The sequence below is a fragment of the Micromonospora sp. WMMD987 genome, assembly GCF_029581435.1.
GTDB classification, from domain to species: Bacteria; Actinomycetota; Actinomycetes; order Mycobacteriales; family Micromonosporaceae; genus Micromonospora; species Micromonospora rifamycinica.
In genome coordinates this window covers 974,599-991,951 of the sequence record NZ_CP120861.1, presented here as the reverse complement: position 1 = coordinate 991,951, position 17,353 = coordinate 974,599, and the positions used below count along the sequence as shown (strand labels likewise).

9 protein-coding genes, 1 tRNA gene and 1 pseudogene are annotated in these 17,353 nt (G+C 71.5%); 6 read left to right on the top strand and 5 right to left on the bottom strand.

Going from position 1 to position 17,353, the window contains the following annotated elements; genetic code table 11:
• Positions 1–9 precede the first annotated feature (9 nt).
• Genes O7612_RS04375 through O7612_RS04365 form a run of 3 tightly spaced genes read right to left on the bottom strand, consistent with a single transcriptional unit; the run spans position 10 to position 7,852 of the window.
• Positions 10–1,413 carry an FAD-binding oxidoreductase gene (locus tag O7612_RS04375; RefSeq protein WP_282270693.1) on the bottom strand — a complete coding sequence of 468 codons (1,404 nt, stop codon included), beginning with the start codon at positions 1,411–1,413 and terminating at the stop codon, positions 10–12.
• Entirely contained in the window at positions 1,410–5,522 is a 4,113-nt protein-coding gene (locus O7612_RS04370; RefSeq protein WP_282270691.1) for a non-ribosomal peptide synthetase, read from the bottom strand. Before O7612_RS04370 ends, O7612_RS04375 begins: the two co-directional genes overlap by 4 nt.
• Positions 5,519–7,852: a non-ribosomal peptide synthetase gene (locus O7612_RS04365; protein ID WP_282270690.1), complete on the bottom strand. Its 2,334-nt coding sequence runs from the start codon at positions 7,850–7,852 to the stop codon at positions 5,519–5,521. The genes O7612_RS04370 and O7612_RS04365 overlap by 4 nt, the downstream gene beginning before the upstream one ends.
• A gap of 612 nt (positions 7,853–8,464) precedes the next feature.
• Here O7612_RS04365 and O7612_RS04360 point away from each other — a divergent pair.
• The 5 genes from O7612_RS04360 to O7612_RS04340 all read left to right on the top strand — a co-directional run bounded on the left by O7612_RS04360 (position 8,465) and on the right by O7612_RS04340 (position 15,176).
• Positions 8,465–9,754 carry an MFS transporter gene (locus O7612_RS04360; RefSeq protein WP_282270688.1) on the top strand — a complete coding sequence of 430 codons (1,290 nt, stop codon included), beginning with the start codon at positions 8,465–8,467 and terminating at the stop codon, positions 9,752–9,754.
• A gap of 129 nt (positions 9,755–9,883) precedes the next feature.
• Complete coding sequence (locus O7612_RS04355; protein ID WP_282270687.1) at positions 9,884–11,545, top strand: condensation domain-containing protein; 1,662 nt, start codon at positions 9,884–9,886, stop codon at positions 11,543–11,545.
• Between the two features lies 1 nt (position 11,546).
• On the top strand, positions 11,547–12,836 hold the full coding sequence (locus O7612_RS04350) for a hypothetical protein (RefSeq protein ID WP_282270686.1): 1,290 nt from the start codon (positions 11,547–11,549) through the stop codon (positions 12,834–12,836).
• Positions 12,837–12,991: 155 nt separating this feature from the next.
• Positions 12,992–13,660 carry a spermidine synthase gene (locus O7612_RS04345; RefSeq protein ID WP_282270685.1) on the top strand — a complete coding sequence of 223 codons (669 nt, stop codon included), beginning with the start codon at positions 12,992–12,994 and terminating at the stop codon, positions 13,658–13,660.
• Positions 13,661–14,570: 910 nt separating this feature from the next.
• Positions 14,571–15,176, top strand: coding sequence for a transposase family protein (locus tag O7612_RS04340; protein ID WP_282273790.1), 606 nt, complete (start codon positions 14,571–14,573; stop codon positions 15,174–15,176).
• On the opposite strand, the gene O7612_RS04335 is transcribed toward O7612_RS04340, so the two are convergent.
• Positions 15,122–16,372 carry an IS110 family transposase gene (locus tag O7612_RS04335; RefSeq protein WP_282273789.1) on the bottom strand — a complete coding sequence of 417 codons (1,251 nt, stop codon included), beginning with the start codon at positions 16,370–16,372 and terminating at the stop codon, positions 15,122–15,124. The two genes, O7612_RS04340 and O7612_RS04335, sit on opposite strands and share 55 nt — an antisense overlap.
• A gap of 312 nt (positions 16,373–16,684) precedes the next feature.
• On the opposite strand from O7612_RS04335, the pseudogene O7612_RS04330 reads away from it, so the two are divergent.
• Positions 16,685–16,936: pseudogene (locus O7612_RS04330) on the top strand (transposase family protein); the annotation flags it as partial.
• Between the two features lie 162 nt (positions 16,937–17,098).
• On the opposite strand, the gene O7612_RS04325 reads toward O7612_RS04330, so the two are convergent.
• Positions 17,099–17,174 (bottom strand) — tRNA-Arg (locus O7612_RS04325).
• Positions 17,175–17,353: the final 179 nt, after the last annotated feature.

Here is a 17,353-nt window from a genome sequence, read left to right as displayed (position 1 = left end):
TGTATGTCTTCACTCGGCGGGCGGGATGTTCTGGTTGCCGGCGAGGATGTTGTTCGGGTCGTAGCGGCGCTTGACCTCGGCCAGGCGTGCGTACCGGGTCGTCCCGTACACCTCGGCGACCCGACCGGGCCGCTCGTCCTGGAGGTAGTTGACGTAGGTGCCGCCGTACTGCCAGTCGCCGAGGGACGCGATGCCGTGCCGGGCCCAGGACGCGCCCGTCGCGTCCCGGGCCGGATCGGTCCACTGCGCCGACAGGGTGCAGATGTACGGCGCGTCCCGCCGGGGGAACGCGGACGTCTCGTCCGGCACGTCGTCGATCGCGCCGCGCAGGTACTCGAAATCGATCGAGGACAGCGCCGAGGGCATCGACCCGGCGCTGGCCAGCAGCGCATCGACCAGCCCGCCGGACAGGTCGGTCAGGTAGCAGGACTTGGTGAAGTAGCGGTTGCCGTGCGGCTCGCTGTGGTCGCCGAGCGCCTGTAGCTCCGCGTACGACATGGTGCGCGACAGGGTGGCTGCCGGTGCCGGATCGGCGAACAGCGGCGCCGTCCGGGCCGGCCCCTCGGCGGGATCGTCCAGCCAGACCGCAGTGAGGAAGAGCGCGGGTACCCCGTGCAGCCGGTCGGGGATCCAGTCCCGCCGGCCGGCGTGACCGAACGCGCCGACCGCGTGCATGCCCGGCTCCTGTGCCCCCGCGAACGCCCGGTACGCGGCGAGTGCGGCCGGCGCCATGTCGAGGGGGAAGACCCCGGTCTGGTGGTGGATCGGGCCGACCGGCCGCAGCCGGAGGGTGAACCGGGTGACCACGCCGAAGTTGCCGCCCCCACCGCGCAGCGCCCACAGCAGGTCGGGATACTCGTCCGCACTGGCCTCGACGACGGTGCCGTCGGCCAGCACCACCTCGGCCGCGATCAGGTGGTCGCAGGTGAGCCCCCACTTGCGGGCGAGCCACCCGTACCCGCCGCCGAGGGTGAGCCCGCCCAGCCCGGTGTGCGAGACCACCCCGGCCGGGCAGGCCAGGCCGTGCGGGAGCGTCGCCGCGTCGAGGTCACGCAGCAGACAGCCGCCCTGGGCGACGGCGACCCGGGCCGCCAGATCGACGACGACCTCCCGCAGCCCGGACAGGTCGATCAGCACGGCACCGTCCGCGACGGCGGTGCCGGCGACGTTGTGGCCACCACCGCGTACGGTCACCGGTTGTCCCGTCGCCACCGCGTACCGCAGCGCGGCGCTCACGTCGGCCGTGCTGGCACAGCCGGCGATCAGGCTCGGCCGGCGGTCGTGCATCCCGTTCCACACCGCACGCAGTTCGTCGTAGCCCTCGTCGCCCGGCTCCACCAACCGTCCGTCGAAGTGTCGCCGCAGCCACCCCGGCGTGGCCGGTGCGGACACCGGGCCCAGTACCTCGGTCATGCGCGTCCACCGCCTTCCTGTCCGTTGCTGCCGATACCTGCGTGACCGTTCCGGCGGGGGCCGCCCCGCAGTTCGGCGGTGATCACCTCCGCCACCTGTCGACGGGGACCGGGATCCATCGCCTCCTCGTGCCGGCACTCCAGATCACGGCGGTCGATTAGGTCGACGTACGGTTCCCACGCCGCCGGGCCGGGCCGGGTCGGACCGCGGCTGAGCGTGGCGGTGACGTGCACCATTCGACCGGTCACCCGGCGGGGGCGGTGGGTTGCGACCAGCTGGCTGGCGTTCACCCCGACGGTGACCAGGCGCTCGAGCAGGTCCGGTGCCACGCCGAGCTGTTCCCGGGCGGCCACCCGCAACCCGGCCAGCACCGCCGCGAACGCGTCGCCGGTCGCGTCGACCGCGCCGGGCGGTGCCGGCGCCAGCGTGCTGAGCAGGCTGAACTCGTCCCACTGCCGGGCGGTGACGCCCGGCGGGTACGGCCACGTCTCACCCGGGTAGGCGTCGATCAACGCGAGCAGGTCGACCTCCTCCCCGGCCGCCTGCAACCGCCCGGCCAGCGCGTGCGCCAGGTTGCCGCCGAGCGACCAGCCGAGCAGCCGGTACGGCCCCCGGGGCTGGACCCGACACAGCTCGGTCAGCATCCGGTCGAGCATGTCGTCGAGGTCGGCGGGGATGTCGCTGCCCGGCAGCAGGCCCGGCGCCTGGAGTCCGTAGACAGGCGTCCCGGCCGGCAGGTGGGCGGCCATTCCGGCATAGCTCCAGGCCAGCCCGGTGGCCGGGTGCACGCAGAACAGCGCCTGCGGGTCACTGCCGGCCCGCAACGGCAGCAGCGGGTCGCGGTCGTCGGATCCGGTGCCCGGACCGGCGGCCCGCAGCAGCCCGGCGGGGGTGGGCGCCTCGTACAGGTGCCGGATGGTGACCGGCACCCCGGTCAGCGACCGGATCCGGGCGAGCAGTCGCATCGCGAGCATCGAGTGCCCGCCGAGGTCGAAGAAGCTGTCCTCGGCCCCGACCGTCGACAGGCCCAGTGCCTCGGCGAAGACCTCGCAGAGGAGCTGTTCCTGCGGGGTGCGCGCCGGTCGGGACGACACCGGCGCGGCCACGTCCAGTGCGGGGAGGGCCCGCCGGTCCACCTTGCCGTTGACGGTCACCGGCAACTCGTCGACCGGTACGACGAAGGTCGGCACCATGTGCTCCGGCAGGTGACGTCCGGCGGCGCGTCGGACCGCCGCACCGTCCACGACCTGACCCGCCGCCGGGACCACGTACGCGACCAGCACCCGGTCACCGCCGCGACCCGGTACGGCCATCACGAACGCCTGCCGGACCGCCGGGTCGCGCTCGACGACCGCCAGCACCTCGCCCGGCTCGATCCGGAAACCACGGACCTTCACCTGGTGGTCGACCCGGCCGGCGAACTCCAACTCACCGTCGGCGTTCCACCGGGCCAGGTCCCCGGTCCGGTACATCCGGTCCCCGGGCCGGCCGTACGGGTCCGGCAGGAACCGCTGGGCGGTCAGGTCCGGGCGGCCGGCGTACCCACGGGCCAGCCCCGCACCCGTCACGTACAGCTCACCGACGACGCCTACCGGCAGGAGTTGCAGGTGGTCGTCGAGCACGTACGCCCGGGTGTTGCGCAGCAGCCGACCGATCGGGGCGAGGCTGCGGCGGTACGGGTCGTCGGCCCGGATCACCGAGATCGACACGTCGTCGGAGCACTCGGCCGGGCCGTACACGTTGGCCAGCGGGATGTCCGGGTGCCGGGCGAACCAGCGGTCGACGAGTTCCGGCGGCAACTCCTCGCCGTGCACCAGCATCCACCGCAGGCCCCGGAGGGTGTCGACGGTCGACGGGTCGAGGTCCCACATCTCGAGGATGGCCCGGAGCACCTGCGGCACGATCTGCAGGACGGTGACGCCCTCGTCGGCGACGCACCGGACCAGCGCCAACGGATCCCGGGTGGTGTCGTCGTCGAGCACGTGCACCCGACCACCGGCGAGCGGCATGGTCAGGGCCTGCCATACCGCCACGTCGAACGTCAGCGGGGCGTTGAAGGCCATCACGTCCCGCTGGTCCAGCCCGTACAGGTCGATCACCGCCAGCAGGTGGTTCCACAGTCCGCGGTGCGGGATCAACGCCCCCTTGGGTCGGCCGGTCGAGCCGGAGGTGAAGACCACGTACGCGAGCGCGCCAGGGTGCGGCGGCGACGCGGCCGGGTGCCAGGCCTCCGGGGCGGGGGCGGCCGGACCGGACAGGTCGGTCGGGACCAGTGTCACCTGGGCGGCCGTCCGGGACAGGACCGCCCGTGCGCGGTCGGTGCCGCCGGGGGCCGCCAGCAGGAACTGGGTACCGCTGTCGGCGAGCATGTCGGCGGCCCGGTCCACCGGCAGCGTCCCGTCGAGGGCCAGGTATCCGCTGCCGGCACCGAGCGCCCCGAGCGCGGCGACCACGAACCAGGTGCTCCGGTCGGCGAGGATCGCGGTGAGGTCGTCGGGTCCGGCCCCGGCCGCCGACAACGCCCGGGAGATCCGGTCGACCCGGTCGGCCAGGTCCCGGTACGTGTACCGGACCTCGCCGTCGGAGAGGGCCACCAGGTCCGGCTGAGCGGTCGCGTACCGGCGCACCCGGTCGGCGAGGTCCACCATCGTCTCGGGGGTGCGCGGTCCGCCCCACCGCACCACCTGTCGGCGACGGTCGGCGGCCGTCAGCAGGGGTACCGCGCGGACGCGCACCGTGGGGTCCCCGGTCACCACGTCGAGCAGGCGGATCAACTGGTCGGCCAGCGACCGGACGACGCTCTCGTCGAACAGGCCCGTGGCGTACTCCAGGAGCACCCGCAGGCCGGCCGGCCGGTCGTCGGGGTCCCGCCGGTCCTCGAAGTCGACGGAGAGGCTGAACTTGGCAGTGCCGGTGGTCTGTCGCAGCAGGGTGCTCCGCAGACCGTCCAGCCGCAGCCGTCCGCCCGGCCACCCCTCATTCAGCGCGAGCATCACCTGGAAGAGCGGGTGCCGGGACAGCGACCGGTCCGGGTTGAGCGCCCCGACCAGTCGTTCGAAAGGGATGTCCTGGTGCGGGTAGGCGTCCAGGTTCGCCCGGCGTACCCGACCCAGCACCTCGGCGAAGGTCGGGTCGCCGGAGGTGTCGGTACGCAGCACGAGGGTGTTGACGAAGAACCCGACCAGATCGTCGAGGGCCTCGTCGGTGCGGCCCGACACCGGGGTGCCGAACACGATGTCGGTGCCGGCGCCGTGGCGGGTCAGCACGACCGCGACGGCGGCTTGGAGCAGCATGAACACCGTGCAGCCGTGCCGGCGGCCGGTCGTGACGAGACGGGCGTGCAGGCCCGGGCCGACGGTGTACTCGATCGTCCCGCCGCTGGTCGGCTGTCCGTCGGGCCGGGCCCCGTCGGCGGTCGGGCGCGGCCGGGTGACCGGCAACGGCATCTCCTCGGGCAGCCCGGCCAGCGCCTCCCGCCAGTACCGCAGTTGCCGGTTGCCGAGGCTGTCCGGGTCGTCGTCGCGGCCCAGCAGCTCCCGGTGCCACAGCGTGTAGTCGGAGTACCGCACCGGCAACGGCGCCCAGTCGGGCGCGGTCCCCTGCCGCCTGGCGTTGTAGGCCCGACTGAGATCGTTCAACAGTGGGGCCAGTGACCAGCCGTCGCAGGCGACATGGTGTACGACCAGGGCCAGCACGTGCTCGTCGGCCGCCAGCCGCAGCAGGGTCGTCCGCAGCGGCAGGTCCTCGGCCAGGTCGAACGGCTGCCCGACCACGGTCTCCAGGGTGGCGTCGAACGCGGCCCGGTCCACCTCGATCGTCGTTTCGGCCCGCCCCGTGCCGTCCGGGGGCAGCACGCACTGCCGTGGCTCGCCGTCGATCTCCCGGAAGACCGTACGCAGGATCTCGTGCCGTTCCACCAGGTCGTGCACGGCCGCCCAGAGGGCGGGCACGTCGACCGCGCCCACCATCCGCACCACCACCGGCACGTTGTAGGTCGCGCTCGGTCCTTCGAGCCGGTTGAGGAACCAGAGTCGCTGTTGCGCGAACGAGAGCGGGAAGACGTCCACGGCGTCCTCGCCGGCCCTGGTCTCGCTGGCGACGGCCATCATGAGCGCCGCACCAGTCGCGGCCGGGGCACGGTGGGAGCCGGTGCCGCGCGGAGGTTGGCGACGATGCCGGCGACCGTGGGCGCGTCGAGTAGCTGACGCAGCTCGATCTCCACGCCGAGGGTGGATCGCAGCCGGCTCCACAGTCGCATCGCCCGCAGCGAGTGCCCGCCGAGGTCGAAGAAGTCGTCGTCGACCGAGACCTCGGCCCGTCCCAGCACCTCGGCGAAGACGCGGGCCACCGCCTTCTCCTGCGGCGTGCGTGGGGGCCGCCCGGTGCGGTCGGAGTCGTCGTCGACCGGTTCGAGGGCAGCCAGCGCCGCCCGGTCGATCTTGAGACTGCGGTTCCGTGGCATCTCGTCGAGCTGCTGGAACGTCGACGGCACCATGTACTCGGGCAGCTCCTCGTGGAGGGTCGCGCGGAGCCGTGCCGGTTCGACGGGTGGGACGGCGGTGTAGTACGCGCGCAATACGGACATGCCGTCGCCGAGCCGGGCCAGCAGCACCGCCGCCTCGCGCACCCCGGGTACGTCCCGGATCCGGCTCTCCACCTCCGCCAGCTCGACGCGGAAACCCCGGATCTTCACCTGGTGGTCGATCCGGCCGATGATCTCCAGAAGCCCGTCCGCCCGCCAGCGGGCCACGTCTCCGGTGCGGTAGAGACGTCCCTCGGTCGGGTGCGTCACGAAGGCGCGGTCGGTCAGATCGGGACGGTCGAGGTAGCCGTCACTGAGCCCGTCGCCACCCAGGTATAGCTCTCCGGGAACGTCGAACGGCCGGGGATGGCCGTCGGGGTCGAGCACCCACGCCGTCGAGTTGGCGATCGGCCGGCCGACGGGAACCCGGCCCCGGTACTCCCGGTCGACCCGGTGGCCGGTCGAGAAGGTGGTGTTCTCGGTCGGGCCGTACACGTGGACGAAGCGCCCCTGCGGGCACCGGGCCACCGCCCGGGCGAAGTGCCGGGGTGACGCCATCTCCCCGCCGACCAGCACCTGACACCCGGCGAAGACCGTCGGGTCCTCCTCGACCAACTGGTGGAACAGGGTGGTGGTGAGGAACATGGTGGTGACCCCGTGCCGGTCGATCGCGGCCCGCAACGAGGCCGGCTCGAGCACCGTGGACATCGGTTCCAGCGCCAGGGCGCCCCCGTTGAGCAGCGCGCCCCAGAACTCGAAGGTGGTGGCGTCGAAGGCGATCGCGCCGGTCTGCAGGACGGTCGTGGCCGGGGACAGCTCCACGTAGTCGGTGTCCCGGACCAGCCGGACCACGGCCCGCTGGTTGACCAAGACGCCCTTCGGTCGGCCGGTGCTGCCGGAGGTGTACATGACGTACGCGGTGTCGAGGGGGGAGACGATGACCGCCGGCAACGGCTCCAGGGCGGTCAGGTCGTGCTCCCCGGTGAGGTCGAGTACCGGCACCACAGTGTCCGGCCCGGCCGAGTCGACCAGGAGGAGCTGCGCACCGCTGTCGGTGAGCAGGAAGTCCCGGCGGTTCACCGGTATGCCCGGGTCGATGGGCACGTACGCGGCCCCGAGCCGGAGGATGGCGAGGACGGCGGTCAGCAGCAGGGGCGACTTCGCCAACTGGAACGCCACCCGGTCGTGCCGGCGTACCCCGTGCGTGTACAGCACGCGGGCCAGTCGGAGCGCGCGTTCCTCGAGTTCCCGGTAGGTGACCGGACCGTCGGCGGTGCGGACCGCGACCCGGGACGGCCCGGCCTGTGCCTGCGCCACGAAGAGGTCGTAGATCGCGGCGTCGCGCGGGTAACGCCGGGAGGTGTCGTTGAGCGTCCGCAGCCGGGCCTCCTCCTCGGTGGTCAGCATCCGTACCGCGCCGATCGGCGTATCCGGCCGTTCGACGAGTTCCCGGACGAGGTTGACCAGATGGTCCAGTAGCCGGTCGACGAAGGCCGCGCCGTACACGTGCTCGTGGTGGTCGACGTGCACCGTGACGTCGTCTGCGGTGACCGCACCGGAGACCACCAGGTCGGCGGCGGACCAGCCGTCGGCCGGGCCGTCCAGGACGCAGACCAGCCGGTCCGGTTCGCCGTCACCGGCCCGGTCGACCACGTCCCGGGCCAGCAGGTCGCTGACGGTACACAGGTGCGTGGCGAGCGTCGTCGCGGCCGGCATGACGCCGACCAGCGGCACCGTGTCGTCCCGCTTCGACCAGGCGGCCCGGCGTACCCCGATCCGGCACGCCACCCCGTCGCCGTACCTGCGGACGAGCAGCAGCGTCGCGGCGAGCAGGACCGTGTTCTCCCGCCCGCGCAGGCCGGCGGCCAGCGGCCGGCTGAGCCGCCGCGACCGCCGGGACGTGTCGCAGCCACCCACGAGCGGGCACGGGTCTCCAGACGGGAACCCGGATGGAGGGTCCGCTGCCATGGGGCTCGCGTCACCGATGACCATGTCACCACCTTCGATCGCGTGTGTGTTCGGCCGGCGGGGTGCCACCCGGCACTCGATGCGTGGCTGGGCCTCACGCTCCTGACTGCGGCGGCGGTGGAGGCGGGCAGGGAAGGCGGGTTCGTGGGCACCTCGACGACGGTGCCGCAGCCCCGCCGAACCCGGGCGTTACGAGTGGCCGGCCGCCGGGTTCGACGGACGGTCACGAGCCGAGTTCGATGCTAGGAGGCGGTGCCGGCCGGGGACGGCACATCGCTCGGCACAACACCGGCAACTGGCTCGGCACCGCGCCGCCGGCCGGGTCCGGTGTGGATGGCTGCCGCGCTGGTCGGCGGGGTGGTGACCGGCCTGCGGACGGTCACCGACGGGGTGCCGGACCGGGCGGTGACGGTGCTCCGGGGTCCGGTCGTGGCGGCAGTTCGCGGCAGTTGGGTCGGCACCTCGTCGGCACTTGGCCCGGGATCAACGGGACCGGCGGTAACGTAGCGGCACGGTAGAGTCACGCACGACGGAGACCCACCCAGGGCAGGATGAACAGCAGTGACCCAGACCGCAGCATCACTCGACATCGTGGCCCAGCCAGGGGAGTCGCTCTGGCGCAACCGGAACTTCGTCCTGCTGTTCGTCGGGCAGGGCGCCGGTACGTTGGGTCCACAGGTCGCGCTGGTGGTACTGCCGATCCTGGCCCTCGACGTCCTGAAGGCCAGCACCTTCCAGGTGTCGCTGCTGACCTCCCTCGGCTGGCTTCCCTACCTGCTGTTCTCGCTGCCCGCCGGGGTGCTCGCGGACCGCCTCGACCAGCGCAGAATCATGATCTTCTGTGACGTCGGGCGGCTGCTCCTGATGCTGTCGGTACCCCTGGTCAGCATCGCGGGGCGGCTGAGTCTCGCCTACCTGTACGTCATCGTGTGCCTGTCGGGGGTGCTCACCGTGCTGTTCACGGTGGCGTACCGCAGCCAGCTGCCCAGGCTGGTCAACCGGGACCAGCTCATCGACGGCAACGGCAAGCTCGGCATGTGCGAGAAGCTCGCGGAGCTGCTCGGGCCGGCACTCGGGGGCATGCTGGTCGGCTGGGTCGGCGCGGCCCGCAGCCTGTACGTCAACGTGCTGGCGCTGGCGCTGAGCGCGGTGACCCTGGGCCTGATGCGGGTGCCCCGGGCCACGGCCGCCGGTGCGCGCGGGTCGACCCGGGTGCCGTTCCGCGCTGCCATGGGCGAGGGTCTCACCTTCGTCCGCCGGGACGTCATCCTGCGCCGGCTGCTGATCTGCACCAGCGTGTGCAACTTCTTCGTGATCGCGGCCTCCTCCATCCAGGTCACCTTCATGCTCCGTGAGCTGCACGCCTCGTCGACCGCGATTGGTCTGGTGTTCACCATGTCGGCGGTGGGTGGTCTGGGCGCGGGGGCGTTCGCGCACCGCATCGCCGCCCGGGTCGGCAGCGCGCGGATCATCTGGCTCTCCATGCTGCTGCCCGGACCGCTCTACTTCCTCATGCCGCTCGCCACGCCGGGCTGGGGCGTGGCGATGTTCGCTGTCGGATTGGCCGCGATGTCCGCCAACTCGACACTCTTCAACGCGGCCTCCCTCTCGTACCGCCAGATGATCTGCCCGCCCGAGCTGCTGAGCCGGGTCAGCGCGGTCTACCTGTGGATCTGCTACGGCGTCATCCCGTTCGGGGCACTGTTCGGCGGCACCCTCGGCGCGCAGCTCGGGCTGCGGCCGGCACTGTGGATCTGCGTACTCGGCATGTGGAGCGCCGCGCTCTTCGTGTTCTTCTCACCGCTCCGCACGATGCGGGAGGTGCCGACGGTCGCGGCGGCGTCCCCGTAGCCGCACCCCGACCGCCACTCCTCCCCCGACACCTTCACCGGGCAGACCGAACGTCTGCACCGGAGCACCCGAGCGCGCCCATCGGCCCGCGACTCGATCCGGAACGGACTGCGAAGGGAAGGAACGGACATGGGTGAGGTGACGGTTCCGGTCGACCGGCTGGACCAGCCGTCGACGACCACGACCGGATCCACCGACCTCGGCGACGACACGGTGACGGAGATCCTGTTGGCTGTCTTCCGCGAGGTGCTGTCGGTCGAGCGGGTCGAGCCGGACAGCCGGTTCTACGCCCTCGGCGGGGACTCGTTGACCGCCCTGCGCGTGGTGGCCGAGGCCAGGGCCAGGGGGGTGCCGATCGCCCTGCGGGACCTGCTGGTCCACCAGACGGTGGCGGGCCTGGTCGGGGCACGTCCCGCCCGGCACCCGGAGCGGGCCACCGAACCTCAGCGACGGCAGCCGTTCGGGCTGCTGGACGCCGCCGACCGGGCCCTGCTCCCGGAGGGTGTCGTCGACGCCCTGCCCGCCTCGGCGCTCCAGGTCGGCATGCTCTACCTCTGCGAGGTCAGCCAGGACCCGATGCTCTACCACGTAGCGGGTGGCTGGGAGGTCTGCGCGCCGTTCGCCGAGGACACGTTCCGTACCGCCCTGACGCGGCTCACGGACCGGCACCCGGCGCTGCGGACGTCGTTCGACCTCGGCGGGCTGTCCCTGCCGACGCAACTGGTGTGGCCCCGGGGAGCGGCCACGCTCACCGTCGAGCACGCCACCGACGACGCGCACGCCGACACGCTGGTCCGCCGGTGGCTCGACCGCCAACTCGGCACGCCGGTCGACTGGGCGGTTCCGGCGCTGGTCCGCTGGCATGTGGTGGTGCTGCCGACCTCCTTCCGCGTGGTCGTCACCGCCCACCACACCGTCCTCGACGGCTGGAGCTTCAGCCGGCTCGGGGTCGACCTGATGATGCTCTACGACGCGGCCCTGTCCGGGCGGGAGCCCGACCTGCCCGCGACCGCCCCGGACGTGCACCAGGACTTCCTCGTCCTCGAGCGGCAGGCCGCAGCCTCGGCGACCGCCGAGGCCCACTGGCTGGCCCAGGCCAACGGGCCGGAGCCGCTGCTCGGCTGGGGGACGCCCGGCCGGATCGCCGATCCCCGCGAGCGGTACGCGTTCCGCCTCGACCGGGAGACCGTCCGGTCGCTCACCGGCGTGGCCCGGATGCTCGGCGTGTCGGTGAAGTCGGTGACCCTGGCTGCGCACGCCCGCGCACTCGGTACCTGGGCCGGACGGGACCACGACGTGGTCACCGGCCTGGTCTTCAACACCCGCCCGGCCCGGGTCGGCACCGACCTGGTCACCGGGCTGTTCCTCAACACCCTGCCAGTGCGCTTCGCCACCGTGGACACCACCTGGGCGAACCTGGTCCGGGCGGCCTCCGACGCCGAACGGGACAGTGCCCCGTATCAGGCGTTCCCGCAGGCCAGGCTGGTCGAGATCCTCGGACGACCGGCCTTCGACGTGACCTTCAACTTCATGAACTTCCACGCCCAGCAGGACATCGACCGGCTCGAGCGACTGCCCACCCGCAGCTGGTGGCGACAGGGCAAACCGAGTTTCCCGTTCCACGTGAACGTCGAGATCGTCGGGGCGGAGGGCCAGGTGCGGATCGGCTTCGACAGCGCGTTCGTCGCCCGCGACGCGGTCGAGGCGTACGCCGGCATGCTGCGCGACGCCCTGGCAGCACTGCTGGCGAACCCGGTCAGCCCGGCCGCGCCGACCCGGATCGGAGGCTGACGTGCCGACCCGCTCGCGACCCCTGTTCGCCGTCCTCTACGACGCCGGTGCCATTCCGGCCGGGGAGATCGGTGCCGGCCTGGCCGACCTGGGCGACATCGTGTTCCTGGTGCCCGACGACTCCGCGCACGTACAGCAGCTCCGGCCGGTGATGGAGACCCTCGGGGAGCTCCGCACGCTGACCGAGGAGCCGACGGCGGACGCGGAGCTGATCCGGTCGATCGCACCGGACGCCGTACTCACCTTCTGTGAGCGGATGATCCGGCCCACTGCCGAACTCGCCGCCGTATGCGGGCTGCCGGGGCAGTCACCGGAGACCGCCCGGGTGTTCACCGACAAGGGGCGGCAACGCCGGATCCTGGCCGAGGCGGGCATCGAGAACGTCCGTACCCGGGTGGTGACGACGCTGGACGACTGGCAACCGGCGCTGCGTGCCGTCGGTCTCCCGGCCATCGTCAAGCCGGTCACCGGTTCGGCGAGCAGGGACACCTGGGCGGTGCGGTCGGCGGCGGACGTGCGGGACGTGCACCGCCGTCTGGTGCGGTTGGTCGCCGACGGGGCGTGGTCGCCCTTCATCGTGGAGGAGTTCCTGGAGGGCCGACCGAGTGAACCGTTCGGCGACTACGTCTCGATCGAGAGCATCTGCACCCCCGGTGCGATCACCCACTTCGTGCTCACCGGCAAGACACCGGTCTGGCCGCCGTTCCGGGGGACCGGCCGGGTCTGGCCGAGTCACCTCCCGCCGGGCGAGGAGAAGGAGATCTGCGACCTGGTGGGGCGGGCGCTGGAGGCGGTCGGGTCCGACTGCGGCTATGCGCACACCGAGGTGAAGCTGACCCCCCGGGGGCCGCGCATCATCGAACTCAACGGGCGGATCTCCGCCCACGTGAACATGATGTCCCGGGAGACGACCGGACTCGACCTCGCGCGGATCGGCGGCCTGCTCGCCCTCGGGGAACGGCCACTGCTGCCGCTGTTCGACTTCGGCGGCCGGGTGTACTACCAGTACAACAACCTCGCCCCGCTGCGGCCGGGCCGGCTGCTGGCGGTGCACGGGGCGGACACGGTCCGGGGGCTGGCCGGGGTGACCGCCTACCGGACCTTCTTCCGCCCGGGGGACGACCTTCCCGGCGGTTCCACCACCCGGACCCTCGACGTGATCTCGGGGGTGTGCGACAGCCACGACGCGGTGGCGAGGACGATCGAGCAGGCCCGTCGAGCCCTCACCTTCGAGATCCGCTTCGCCGACGGCACCCGCCGGCTGAACGGGCTGGAACTGGCGGAGACCTGATGATACGGGCCGTAACGACGCCGACGCCGGGCGACGGCCGTCGCGCAGTCGGAGCCTGAGGCGGTCGCCATGGCACCCATGGGCCAGACGGTCGCCGTGGCGGGCCCCGGTCAGGCTGCCGAGGTCCGCTGCGGAGGGTCGCCTACGATGTCACGATGAGTGCCGCCAGGATCACTGTCGATCGTGTGGTCACCGACCGAGGCGAACTCGTCCTGCGGGCCTGCGACGAGCACTACGAGATGATCAGCAATGGCGTCTTCCTGATGGACACGCGTGCGGGCGAGTCGGAGCGGCTCCTGGTACGGCTCGCGCTCGACGCGGCCCCGGCCGGGGCGAAGCTGTTGATCGGCGGGCTCGGCGTCGGCTTCTCCCTGGCCGAGGCGGTCCGCTCGGCCGTACCCGCCGAGGTCACCTTGGTGGAGATCGAGCCGGCGGTGGTGGCCTGGCACCACGGCCCGCTACGGCGGTTCAGCGAGGGCGCGCTGGATCTCCCCCAGGTACGGATCGTCACCGCTGATCTCGTGGGGTGGTTGCACGCGAGCGACGAGTGTTTCGACGTCATCTGTCTCGACATCGACAACGGTCCCGACTGGACGGTGTTCGACAGCAACCTCGCGCTCTACACCGACGACGGGCTGGCCGTGCTCGCCCGTCGACTGACGCCCGGGGGCGTCCTCGCGGTGTGGAGCGCAGCGGCCTCCCCGGCGTACGCCCGCCGACTGGCGGCGGTGATCGGACCGGTGCGTACCCACGAGGTCGACGTCACCCGGGGCGAACGGGACGTCGTCTACCTGGCCCGCCGGACGGACGCGGACCACCGGTAGCCTACGCCAACCGGTACGCCGGATCGCCGGCCGCGGGCCCCACCGCCGCGCCCGGCGTCGCCCTCGGCGCAGGAACGGCCGGCCGCCGCAGCGCGCGCCGTCGGACATCGCGCGTCAGCGTCTCCCCGGGCGTCGCCGCCCGGTTCGAGGCGAAACGTACGGATCAAGGCCACCGGGAACAGCCCGCACCGGACCAGCGGTGACTGCCCTGCCGCGCGTTGCGCCGTCGGGGCGAAAGCCTGCACAGCAACTGGGCCGGCTCGGCTGACCCGGATCGCCTGGTCCGCCGATCTACCAGTTTCGACAGTGCCTCCGACCCCCGAGGCGGCAGAACTGATGTACATCAGCGTCGAGTTTCATCAATGTGAAGTTCCGGGTCAGCGCCGCATCCACCGAACGGATCCGACGATGCCTGGGAGAACAGACATGAACGAACATCGGAAGGGCCGGCGGCGGACGCTGGTGGCGGGTGGCCCGAACCGCCGCGCGGCGGCGGCCTCGGGCCGGCGGGTGAACACTCGTCCCGGTTCCTCAAGCCGTCGACCACCTGGCGGTGAACGCTCGGGCAGCTCCCACCCCGCTGGTTGAGTCGGCCTGGGGCGCGGTGTCGGGATTGCTCCCGGCCCGTTTCCCCAGGCCGCTCGCCGAACCCGGTCAGACAGGCGTGGAACTCACGCCGGAACACCGCCAGCCGCCCGACCGCGCCGAACGCTCCGGCATCGTGCACACTGATCACCGGACAGCCCTTGGTTCGCGATCTTCTTCTCCAGACAAGAGGAATGATCGAGCCTTTTCCAAGCTGATCTTGCAGATCAGGGTGGGTGCGGTGAGCCCGGAGGTCGATGAGAGCGAGGCTCCAGGTAAGACAGCAGTCGACCAAGATCCGATGCTCCGACCGGGAGCCTCGCCCGTGCTGTCTTACCCTTCCACGGTCTCGCTGTCCAGCCGCACCCTGAAACACCTTGCTGACCTCATCCGCCGGCACCGTCACCAGCATCGATCCCGGTGGCGGCGCCTCGACCCGGGCCGGCAGGCACTGCTCGCCCTGGCCCATCTGCGCAGCGGCGACACTTACACCCGGCTCGCCGCCGGGTTCGCCGTTGGTGTCGCCACCGCCTGGCGCTACGTGCAGGAAGCGATCGTGCTGCTCGCCGCAGTCGCCGAGGACCTGGCCACGGCGATGCGGCGCATCCGTTGCCTGGCGTACGCGATCCTGGACGGCACGCTGATTCCGATCGACCGGGTCGCTGACCAGAGGCCGTACTACTCCGGCAAGCACAAGCGCCATGGCGTGAACGTGCAGGTCATCGTCGACGCTGTGGGCCGGCTCGTGTGGGCGTCACCGGCACTGCCGGGCTCGGCGCACGACCTCACCGCCGCCCGCGTCCACGGAATCATCGACGCGCTGGCCAGCGCCGACGTGATGACCTTCGCCGACAAGACATCCGATGGGCGTAACTGTCAAGTTGCGGCGAGGGCTTTGGCCGGAGTCGGGAAGGCCGTCGTTTCTCGGTAGTGCTCCCGTGTCTTGAGGCAGTGGTGGAGGCAGCCGAGGAAGCGATTGAACAGGTGGCGGAAGGCGGCGGCGTGGCCGTCGCCGGTGATTCGGCGCCGGTCGTAGTGGGCTCGCGCGCCGGGCGACAGGTGGAGCGCTGACAACCCCCAGGTGAAGCCGACAGCGGCGAGTCGGTCGTTCTTGATCCGGCGCTGGGAGACGACCAGGCTGCGGCCGGAGGCACGCGTCACGGGTGGCGTCCCGGCGAAAGCCTTCAACGATCGGGCATCGGCGAAGCGGTCGCGGTCGTCGCCGATCTCGCCCAGCAGTCGGGCGCCGGCCTGGGCTGCGATGCCGGGGAAGCTGGTGATGATCTCGTAGTCCGGATGCTGCTGGAACGCTGTCTCGACGGCCGCCGCCAGGTGCTCGATGCTCGCGCACTCCGTGGTGAGCGTGGCCAGCAACCGCAGTGCCTGGACGCCCATCGCCTGCTCGACGAGCGGATCCTGACGCAGTTGGGGTCGGCGCAGGATGGCGTGGAGCTCGGCGGCGACCTCGTCGATGTTGCGGGAACGGCCGGCTCGGCGCAGCCCGGCGGCGATACGGGCTTTGGACAGCGTGGCTGCTGCGGCGGGTGTCGGGGCGAGCTCCAGCAAGGCCCGGGTCAGTGGTGTGGCCAGGTTCCCGCTGCGGTTGGCGGCGGCTTCGAGCATCGCCGGGTAGTACTCGCGCAGCAGCGACCGCAACTCGTTGCCGGCCCGGGTGCGCCGCCACGTCGCGTCCTGGCAGGCACGAGCGAGGACGGCGATCGAGCGGGCGAGTTCGGTGTCGGCGGGCAGCGGCCGGTGCACATGCATGTCCGTCCGCAGGATGTTCGCCAACACGACCGCGTCGGCGTGGTCGGACTTCTTGCCCGATGCCGAGTAGCGTTCCCGATAGCGGGCGACGGCCATCGGGTTGATCGGGTAGACCGGGCGGCCGGTGGCGCGCAGCGCTGCGACCAGCAGCCCACGCGGGGTCTCGATCGCTACCGGGATGAGGCAGCCGCTGCTGTCGCCGGCATTGGCCAACATCGCCAGGAGCGTCTGGAGGCCTTCGACGGACTCGGTGATGCGGGCCTTCGCTACGGGGGTGCCGTTCTCGTCGACGAGCGCGATGTCGTGGTGCTTCTCGGCCCAGTCGATGCCGCACGTGACCTTCAACATGTTCTCCATGATGGGATTTGGGCTGGTCCTTGCCCTGGTCGGGATCACGCGGCGCCCTAATGGAAAGGCTCGATGGCCTGACATCCGATGAGCCGTCCTGGATCCCAGCAACCGGCACGGCTCCCCGTCTTACCTCGAGGGCTCCTGGCCCCGGATGACCGAGGGATCTTCCGTGCTGGCGGGCTCGAACCACGAACAGATCCAAGCCGACCCGACCCGGCAGAGCGGGCCGGACCCGCCGCAGCTCCCGCCTTGTCATGAGGCGTCACGCGCCGGGGATACCAAAGGAATCGCGACAAGCCCGACCCACTCTGAACCCATTAGGGCTACCAGGGCGCCCGGGGCAGCGTGCGCACGCCGTTCAAGCGGCGCCGCTTCCGGCCGAAACTGTCGCGCCGCCAGAAGGCGGTCAACCGGGCACACGCGAGGATCCGAGCCCGCGGCGAACAGGCCATCGCCACGCTCAAGACCTGGAAGATCCTGGCCAAGCTGCGCTGCTGCCCGCACCGCGCCACCGCGATCGTGCAGGCCATCCTCGTCTTACACCACGTCGAAGCGAACCGCTACGCAGGATGAAAACGGCTCATCGATCAAGGGCTGTCGTCATGATCATCCGGGGTCGACACCGCCACCCAGCAGGTTAAAGATCAAGCTAGTGGGGTTTTCGGGGGACGATTCAAAACAATCCAAATGAACATCGATATCCCGACCGGTCTAACGCTGGTCAGGACCTCACACTGGTGCCCCCGGCAGGATTCGAACCTGCGACACACGGTTTAGGAAACCGATGCTCTATCCCCTGAGCTACGAGGGCGCGAGCGCCTAGTCTAGCGACCTGCGGGTTCACCTCAGGTGGCAGGGAGTGGCCCACGTCCACCCGCAGCACCTGGACCCCCGTTCGCCCAGTCCAGGACCACAGCCCGAGTCTCCATGTGACTCCGGGTGATCTTGGTAGGCGGTGTGCGGCGACCGGCGCGAGGGGCTCGTGTCGGC

Bases quoted from the DNA above. Each gene is read 5' to 3' on its own strand.
- O7612_RS04375 (WP_282270693.1), bottom strand. From the start codon at position 1,413: ATGACCGAGGTACTGGGCCCGGTGTCCGCACCGGCCACGCCGGGGTGG.
- O7612_RS04370 (WP_282270691.1), bottom strand. From the start codon at position 5,522: ATGATGGCCGTCGCCAGCGAGACCAGGGCCGGCGAGGACGCCGTGGAC.
- O7612_RS04355 (WP_282270687.1), top strand. From the start codon at position 9,884: ATGGGTGAGGTGACGGTTCCGGTCGACCGGCTGGACCAGCCGTCGACG.
- O7612_RS04345 (WP_282270685.1), top strand. From the start codon at position 12,992: ATGAGTGCCGCCAGGATCACTGTCGATCGTGTGGTCACCGACCGAGGC.